Genomic DNA, 3,324 nt, shown 5'->3' with positions numbered 1-3,324 from the left:
TCGCGACCCCGACGCTGATCCTCGCCGCCGGCTCCGACCCGGTCTGCGGCACGCCCGCGGCCGAGCGCTTCGCCGCCCGCCTCAAGGCCGGCCACATCCTGGTGCTGCCCGACGCCCGCCACGAGATCCTCTCCGAGCGCGACGCGATCCGCGCCGACTTCTGGGCCGCCTTCGACGCCTTCGTGCCGGGCTCGACCGTGCGGGAGACGAAGACGGAGCGGGAGCGACTGGCGACCGCGTGAGGCTGCGCGCGGGCGGGGCGCCGGTCGCGACGCGAGGCCGGCCGTCGCCGCTTCCCGATGCGGCCGTTCCATGGCCGTCCGACGGCTTCGGGTCGGGGTGGTCGGCGGTCCCGCAGAGTTCGCCATGATCCGCCGTCGAAGGACCGGATCGGGCACATCCGTTCCGGGACACCGCGCCACGACCGGCCTTCGACCGCCCCCTATCGGCGACGGATCTCGAACGTCTCCCAATCGTGTACGACGGTACAGCTCACGGCGAGCGCGTCGTCCGTCGTCGCCGCGCCATCCATGCCGTGCCGCCGAGCGAGGCGCGCGCACTTGTCCAGGGCGCTTCGCGCGACGTTTTCGGGTACGTCGAGGGCGAGGCTGGTCGCGCGCTCGAGCGTTCGGCCGAACTCCCCCATGTCGGTGCCGAAGCCCGCATCCCCCGATACCATCGAGGGCTGCCCGTCTGCGCATTCCAGCGTGTAGTGAAAGGTCCGGCGGCCGCGCTTGATGGTAATGACCGGACCCGTCCGGATCGCGTACGCGTTTCCGACCTCGGTCGCGATGCGTTGAGCTGCGTCGTCACAGGCGTCGGCCAGGGCCGGTGCGGCCGCGATGACGAGCAGGAGGGGCAGGCGTTTCATCGTTGGCCGCCATCGTGAAAGGCCGGGTTGCAGCGGTTTGGCGGCGCAGGATCGCAAACGCCTGGGATCACCAGACGGCGCGGATTGCGCACGTCCCCAGCCTGTCGGGTTGGCTCTGCTTCGTTGGGGGCAGCATGGGCCCGTCGAGCGCCAACCCGACGCCTGTCGCGGAACGCCGACACCAGCCCCTCCGTGCGCCGGCCGCTCAGAAGCGCGCGCCACCGGGGAAGCTGAACGCCCGCATCGAGTCTTGCCGCACGTCGCGCACGTCGGGCGCCATGCCGGTGCGCTCGTCCTGCTTCGCCACGTTGCCAGGCGGGGCCTCCATCGGCTTGCGGTCCTGGGCGCCGATCTCGGCGGACCCGGCCGCGTCCCGGGGTTTTCCAGGCGTGTCGTCGGCCCGGGCCAAGGCTCCGAAGGCCAGGAGACCGGCGGCGGCGAGCAGGATGCGGGATCCGACCATCATGCGCGTGGAACCTTCCGACGTTGCAAGCCGGGCTTCCGAATCCCTCGGTGCCCCGCTTAGGCAAATCGTCTTATCGGTTGCCGTCCGCGCGGTCCAGCGCCGGGCGCGGCCTCAGGCCTCGACCCGCGCGCTCGCCAGGATCGCCACGCCGCAGGCGATGACCGCGATGCCGGCGATCATCGGCAGGGTCACTGGCTCGCCGAACAGCAGCGCGCCGCCGAGCGCGGCGCCGACCATGCCGACGCCGGCCCAGATCGCGTAGACGACGCCGATCGGCAGCATGTCCATGCTCGAGGACATCAGCCACAGGGCCGTGCCGTAGCCGAGCGCGACGATCAGGGTGGGGACCGGCCGGGTCAGGCCGTCGGCCGCCTTCAGCGCCAGGGTCGCGGAGATCTCGGCGCCGATCGCGATGGCCAGCGTCAGGTAGGGGCTCATGCGCTGGCCGCCAGCGCGGTGCCGGCCGCGTCTTCCGGCACCGGGGGCGGCACGGCGAACATCTCGATGTCGTCGGCGAACTGCTCGACGATCGTCGCCGCGTTCGCCAGGCACACCGGCAGGTAGGCCGGCAGCCGCGGCGCCGGCGCGAACCCCTCGGCGAGCAGGCGGTCGTTGGCGAAGGTCACGTCGAGGGCGCAGAACGCGTAGTAGGCGCGCACCGCGCGGAGCATCGCCTGCTTCAGCGGCCCGTCGAGGCCGAACACCTCGGCGAAGCGGCGGCGCAGCACGGTGCGGTCAGCGGCGAGGTCGAACGGCCGGAAGGCGCGCACGCCGTCGCTCGGCTCGGCCGCCTCGAAGGCGGCGATGACCTCGGCCCAGGTGGTGCGGCCGCCCATGCCGGCCGAGAGGTGGTAGAGGTCGTGCCGGAGCGTCGGCTTGGTCAGGAGCCCGACCAGCATCTCGGCGACCCAGTCGGCCGGGACGACGTCGACGTGGCTCTCGGGCGCGCAGGGCAGCATGCGCAGGGCGTCGGCGGCGCGCAGCACCCAGAGGATGCTCGAGCTCGGGCCCGCGCCGAGGCTGGCATGGCCGACGACGATCGAGGGCCGGGCGACGACGATCGGCAGGTCGGGGAACCGCGCCGCCAGCGAGGTCTCGGTCGCGGCCTTGGACACGGTGTAGGCGACGATGTGCCGGGCCTCGGCCGCCGGGTAGTCGGTCTCGGCGACGATCGCCGCGGCGTCGGCGCCGCAGATCATCGCGGTGCCGACGTGCAGGAACCGCCGGAGCTTCGGCATCGCCTGCGCCCGCCGCGCCAGCGCCAGGGTGCCGTCGTGGTTGGTGCGGTAGACCCGCTCGTCGCCCCACCACGAGGTGTCGGCGGCCAGGTGCAGCACGTGGGTGCAGTCGTCGAGGCGCGGATCGCGGTCGAGGTCGGCCCGGGTGAAGTCGCCGGGGACGACCTCGACCTTGCGGGCGAGGCGCTGGGCGGTGAAGGCGTCGGTGAACCGGGCGAGCCGCGCCGCGATCCGCTGGCGGCCCTGCTCGACGCCGGCGCAGCGCACGAGGCAGACCCAGGTGGCGTCGTCGCCCGCCTCGAGCGCCCGGTGCAGCACCGCGCCGCCGATCAGCCCGGTCGCCCCCGTCAACAGAATCCGTGGCACAGTCCGCCTCCCACTCTTTGCGGCGAGACATAGACAGAAACGTTCCGATATAATCCCCGCATCGCGGCGCAGAGGGTGATTAAAGATCGGCCGTGCTCGGCCGGCAACATTCACGAATTCGTGAACGACATCTTGGCGTTGAAGTCCCGTTGCTTGCGCTGCAGCCTCACGGGTCGATCCGGACCGAGTAGATCGCCCCGAATCCGACCGTGACGTCGTTCGGCGTGCCGAGGCGCCGGACGATCGGGCTTCCCGCGGCGGCGGCGACGAGGCGGTCGTAGCGGACCGAGCCGATCGTCTGCCACGCCTCCGACCAGGCGTAGGCCAGGGCCACGATCGCGCCGACGGAGCGGGGCCCGCCCGCGGCGCGGTAGGGCGTCAGC

The 3,324-nt window shown here is 72.6% G+C and carries 5 protein-coding genes and 1 pseudogene; 1 reads left to right on the top strand and 5 read right to left on the bottom strand.

What is annotated here, in order from left to right; translation table 11 throughout:
* A pseudogene (locus FV223_RS23510) lies at positions 1-242 on the top strand (alpha/beta hydrolase); the annotation flags it as partial.
* A gap of 200 nt (positions 243-442) precedes the next feature.
* Here FV223_RS23510 and FV223_RS23505 read toward each other — a convergent pair.
* The 5 genes from FV223_RS23505 to FV223_RS23485 all read right to left on the bottom strand — a co-directional run.
* On the bottom strand, positions 443-871 hold the full coding sequence (locus tag FV223_RS23505; RefSeq protein ID WP_147729250.1) for a hypothetical protein: 429 nt from the start codon (positions 869-871) through the stop codon (positions 443-445).
* A 205-nt stretch (positions 872-1,076) separates the two neighbouring features.
* Complete coding sequence (locus FV223_RS23500; protein ID WP_147729249.1) at positions 1,077-1,337, bottom strand: hypothetical protein; 261 nt, start codon at positions 1,335-1,337, stop codon at positions 1,077-1,079.
* Positions 1,338-1,448: 111 nt separating this feature from the next.
* Positions 1,449-1,775, bottom strand: a complete 327-nt coding sequence (locus tag FV223_RS23495; protein ID WP_147729248.1) for a multidrug efflux SMR transporter — start codon at positions 1,773-1,775, stop codon at positions 1,449-1,451.
* A complete protein-coding gene (locus tag FV223_RS23490; protein ID WP_147729247.1) occupies positions 1,772-2,926 on the bottom strand; it encodes an SDR family oxidoreductase in 1,155 nt (384 codons plus the stop codon). Before FV223_RS23490 ends, FV223_RS23495 begins: the two co-directional genes overlap by 4 nt.
* 181 nt (positions 2,927-3,107) lie before the next feature.
* A partial coding sequence (locus FV223_RS23485; RefSeq protein WP_187276226.1) for a MipA/OmpV family protein occupies positions 3,108-3,324 on the bottom strand: 217 nt, incomplete at its 5' end.

Origin of the sequence: Methylobacterium sp. WL116, assembly GCF_008039455.1 — a bacterium.
GTDB lineage: Bacteria > Pseudomonadota > Alphaproteobacteria > Rhizobiales > Beijerinckiaceae > Methylobacterium.
This window is presented reverse-complemented; position numbering and strand designations above follow the sequence as displayed.

Excerpts from the sequence above, each read along its gene's own strand:
- FV223_RS23505 (WP_147729250.1), bottom strand. The coding sequence starts at position 871 with ATGAAACGCCTGCCCCTCCTGCTCGTCATCGCGGCCGCACCGGCCCTG.
- FV223_RS23500 (WP_147729249.1), bottom strand. The coding sequence starts at position 1,337 with ATGATGGTCGGATCCCGCATCCTGCTCGCCGCCGCCGGTCTCCTGGCC.
- FV223_RS23495 (WP_147729248.1), bottom strand. The coding sequence starts at position 1,775 with ATGAGCCCCTACCTGACGCTGGCCATCGCGATCGGCGCCGAGATCTCC.